This is a genomic window from Streptomyces sp. NPDC030995, from assembly GCF_055571215.1.
Genome location: NZ_JBVIFS010000078.1, coordinates 1 through 3987, shown reverse-complemented (window position 1 = coordinate 3987; position 3987 = coordinate 1). Strand labels below are relative to the sequence as shown.

The 3987-nt window shown below is 69.7% G+C and carries 5 protein-coding genes; 3 read left to right on the top strand and 2 right to left on the bottom strand.

Annotated elements, in window-relative coordinates; all coding sequences use genetic code 11:
* Positions 1–147: 147 nt before the first annotated feature.
* Together ACZ45T_RS39160 and ACZ45T_RS39155 are read left to right on the top strand one after the other, a co-directional pair.
* Positions 148–504 carry a hypothetical protein gene (locus tag ACZ45T_RS39160; protein ID WP_468449258.1) on the top strand — a complete coding sequence of 119 codons (357 nt, stop codon included), beginning with the start codon at positions 148–150 and terminating at the stop codon, positions 502–504.
* Between the two features lie 17 nt (positions 505–521).
* Positions 522–791 (top strand): hypothetical protein, encoded by a 270-nt coding sequence (locus ACZ45T_RS39155; RefSeq protein WP_468449256.1) that lies wholly within the window; start codon positions 522–524, stop codon positions 789–791.
* 23 nt (positions 792–814) lie between these two features.
* Here ACZ45T_RS39155 and ACZ45T_RS39150 read toward each other — a convergent pair whose 3' ends face one another.
* Together ACZ45T_RS39150 and ACZ45T_RS39145 are read right to left on the bottom strand one after the other, a co-directional pair.
* Complete coding sequence (locus tag ACZ45T_RS39150) at positions 815–1699, bottom strand: aldo/keto reductase (protein WP_468449254.1); 885 nt, start codon at positions 1697–1699, stop codon at positions 815–817.
* A 14-nt stretch (positions 1700–1713) separates the two neighbouring features.
* On the bottom strand, positions 1714–2652 hold the full coding sequence (locus tag ACZ45T_RS39145; RefSeq protein WP_468449252.1) for an NAD-dependent epimerase/dehydratase family protein: 939 nt from the start codon (positions 2650–2652) through the stop codon (positions 1714–1716).
* A gap of 70 nt (positions 2653–2722) precedes the next feature.
* On the opposite strand from ACZ45T_RS39145, the gene ACZ45T_RS39140 reads away from it, so the two are divergent.
* Positions 2723–3655: a LysR family transcriptional regulator gene (locus ACZ45T_RS39140; protein WP_468449250.1), complete on the top strand. Its 933-nt coding sequence runs from the start codon at positions 2723–2725 to the stop codon at positions 3653–3655.
* Positions 3656–3987: the final 332 nt, after the last annotated feature.

The following is a 3987-nucleotide window of genomic DNA, read 5'->3' as shown; positions in this document are numbered from 1 at the left end:
CCCTGTGGGAGAGTAGGACGCCGCCGAACAATCATTGTGGGAAAGCCCCGCACCAGCCCTTATGGGTTCGGTGCGGGGCTTTTCTGCGTTTACGGGCAGGTCGTCGGCTCGGCTGGGTATCCTGGCCGCGTTCCCCGGGAGGACACGATGACTGCACAGCAGCTGGAAGACGGCGGGCCGCTCATCCCTCAGCCGGCGATGACGCGGGAAGCCCTGCGGGACGCGGTGCGCCGGATCGACATGGCCAACCTCGCCGTGCTCGACAAGGAATGCAACGAGGCCTTCGACCGTGCCGCGGAGACCGGTGCCATCAACCCGCTGCGGTTCTTCCTGATCAAGTGGGCCACGCACGTGGCGATCCACCGCTGGCCCGCGCGATCGGCCGCGCTGTACGAAGCGGAGCGGGTGGCCGGGGACCCGGACGCGACGGAGGAACAGTTCCGGGCCGCGATGGAGACCAGCAGCCGCATCCTCGCCGAGGCCCAGCGCGAGATCGGTCAGTGACTCCGCGGGGCGAAGGAGTGGAGAACGACAACGGCTGGGCATGGGAGTGCGATCCCAGCCGGCTGTGGGTGCTCGGCGACATGCCCGCGGAGCACCAGGAGCTGGTCGCCGTCGTCATGGAGGGCCTGGTCGACCTGGCGTCGATGGCCATCGACCCCAAGGACGGCAGCCTCTACGAGGATCCCCAGCCCATGCGGCTGCGTACGTACGAGGACGAGCACCTGATGGTCTGGTACCAGACCATCCCCCACCGCAGCCGGGTCTACCTGAAGCGGGTCAACCTGTGAGCGCGAGCGACCCGCGTGCCACCTCAGCCGGGTAGAGAGTCCTCGAGCCGCGCCAGCTCTTCCGTGCTCAGCGTGAGCTCCGCGGCCTTGGCCGAGTCTGTGATGGAGGCCGGGCGGCTGGCTCCCGGTACCGGGATCACTGACGGCGAGCGGGCGAGCAGCCAGGCCAGGGCGATCTGCTGCGGGCTGACGCCGCGCTCGGCTGCGATGTGGTGGAAGGCGGTGGCGACGGACGTGGGGCCGGAAGGGCTGTCGAGGGAGCTGCGGGAGATGCCACCGAGTGGGCTCCAGGGCAGGAAGGCCAGACCCAGCTGAGTGCTCAGCCGCAGCTCGGGCTCGCTGTCGCGGACGGCGGGCGAGTACCGGTTTTGCACGGAGGCCAGGCCGCTGCCGAGGACCTGATGCGCCTGGCGGATCTGGTCGGTGGTGACGTTGGAGATTCCCGCGGCGCGGATCGTGCCGGCGTCGAGCAGCTCGCGCAGCGCGCCGACGGACTCCGCCCAGGGCACGGCCGGGTCCGGCTTGTGCAGCTGGTACAGGCCGATCGCGTCGATGCCCAGGCGCTTGGCGGAGGCCTCGGCAGCTTGCTTGAGGTGGGCGGGGGTGGCGGTGACGGTCCAGCTGCCGTCGCCGGGGCGGCCCCGGCCGCCCTTGGTGGCCACCAGGACGTCGGAGGTGTCGCTGCCGTAGCGGGCCAGGGCGCGGGCGATCAGCAGCTCGTTGTGGCCCGCCTCGCCGGCGTGCCAGTGGTAGCTGTCGGCGGTGTCGATGAGCGTGACGCCGGCGTCGAGGGCTGCATGGACGGTGGCGATGGCCCGTGTCTCGTCCGGGCGGTGCTCGATGGACAGCGGCATGGCGCCCAGGCCGATGGCGCTGACGGCGGTGTGGGCGATGGTGCGGTACTGCATGGCGGCTCCGTTCCTCAGTCGGTGGGTGACGGCTCGGTGGTGAGGGCTTCGGCGACGGCGCCGGGCAACCAGTCGGTGGTGTGGGAGAAGGCAAAGCCCAGCTCCTTCGCGCGGGCGTTGCTCATGGCGTAGTGGCGGTCGAAGGAGAACGCCGAGGCCTCCGCGCCCGCCGGGACGGTCCGGTAGACGGGCTCCCGGCCGGCCTGCGTGGCGATGACCGCGGCGAGGTCGTGTACATCGAGCGGGCCGTCGGAGCAGGCGTTGACCGGACCGGTGAAGTCGGCTGTGGTCGCCCACAGGAGCAGGTCCGCCAGCTCCTCGTAGTGGATGAAGACCGTGGGCAGCGCCTTCGCGTGCACGGTGATCTCTTCGCCTTGGGTGATGCGCCAGACGTAGTGGGCCAGCCGGCCGGTGAACTCCTGCGCGCCGCCGCCGAGTACATGGGCGCTGCGCACGCTGGCGAACTCGAAGCTGCCGGCGTGGGCGAGGACGGCCTCCGACTGGCGCTTGCCCTCGGCGTAGTGCGCCTCCAGGTACGCGTCGTCGTGCCAGGGCAGGTCCATGGCCACCAACCAGGTGGCCGGGTCCACGATTTCCTCCGGCACCGGCGTGCCTGGAGGTACGGCCGGCAGTGCGGCGGTCGCGGGGTCGTAGACCTCGATCGTGGAGGTCATGACGTAGCGCCGGGTGCGGCCCGCGAAGACGCGGGCGGCGATGGCGGCCTGCACCGGGGTGTAGCAGACCTGGTCCACCACGACGTCGTAGGTGCGGGGGCCGAGCGCGGCCGCCAGAGCGGCCTCGTCGCCGCGGTCGGCAATGAGGTGCTCGACGCCGGCGGGCGGCGAGGTGGAGCCGCGGTTGATCACGGTGACCTGGTGGCCCGCAGCCTGCAAGCGCTCCACCAGGCGCTTTCCGAAGTACCGGCTTCCGCCGATGACGCAGATCCTTTGCATGCCCCCATCGTGGAGACCTACTGTCATCAGCAGAAGTCCTGACTTACTGGATAGGCATTAAGGAAAACTGTTGATCGATGTGCAGCGGCTCCGCGTCCTGCGGGCGGTGGCGGAGCACGGCAGCTTCAACCAGGCCGCCATGGCTCTCCGCCTCACCCCCTCGGCCGTCTCCCAGCAGGTGGCCGCCCTGGAGCGCAGCCTCGGCGCCCAGGTCGTCGCCCGCAGCACCCGGGGCGTCACCCTCACACAGGCAGGCCAGATCATGGTCGGCGCCGCCGAATCCGTCGCCGCGGAGCTCCAACACGCCCAACAGCAGGTCGCCCAGCTCGGTACGGGCCGCACCCAACTCACCGTCGCCACCTTCACCAGCGGCGGCAGGCTCCTGCTGCCCGCCGCTCTCCCCCGGCTCATGGCGGTCCATCCCCGCATCGTGCTCCACATAAGGGAGGGCGAACCCGAGGAGACCCTGCCGCTCGTCCGCCAGGGCGCCGTGGACCTCGCCCTCGCCTACCACTTCGACGGCCCGCTACCCGGGGGGCCGGGCCCCAGCGCCAGCCTGGAGTGGACGCCGCTCCTGGAAGACCCGCTGCACGTCGTCCTGCCGCAAGGGCACCGACTTGCCGACCGCGACGCGCTCGACCTCGCCGAGCTGGCAGCCGAGCCCTGGATCCTCGGCTGCCTGAAGACCGAGGCATACCTGCGCCGCTACGCCGAGCGCGCCGGCTTCGAGCCGGAAGTGCGCGGGACCACCACCGACTACTTCTTCGCCCGCTCGCTCGTCGCCGCAGGCATGGGAATCTCCCTGATCCCCTCGATCGCGCTCGCCCCGGAGATCCCCGGCCTGTGCACCGTCCCGATCAAGTCGCCGGGGCCGATCCGGCACATCGGCGTCGCCGCCCTCGGGCGTGGCGACCGGCCCCACGTCACGACGCTCATCCACGCCCTTCGCGAGCAGGCGATGCGGCCGCTGACCAGGACATGCTCGGAGAGGCAGGGGGGCTGAGACGTCGACAGCTCGCCGTTTTGACTCGGTCCTGAGCCGTGATGTAGAGTCGAACGGTTGCCTGGAGCTGAACAGTTCGGCAACACCCCCCCCATGAGGTGAATTCTGAATGGGGACACTCGACTCCTCATCCAGGAATCCGAAGCCGGAGAAATCCGGTGGAGAACTTCTGATAGAGTCGGAACCGCCGGAAAGGGAAACGCGAAAGCGAAAACCTGGAAAGCACCGAGGAAGTCGGACACGAAAGAGTCTGATAGAGTCGGAAACGCAAGAACAGAACGAAAGCCCGGAGGAAAGCCCGAGAGGGTGAGTACAAAGGAAGCGTCCGTTCC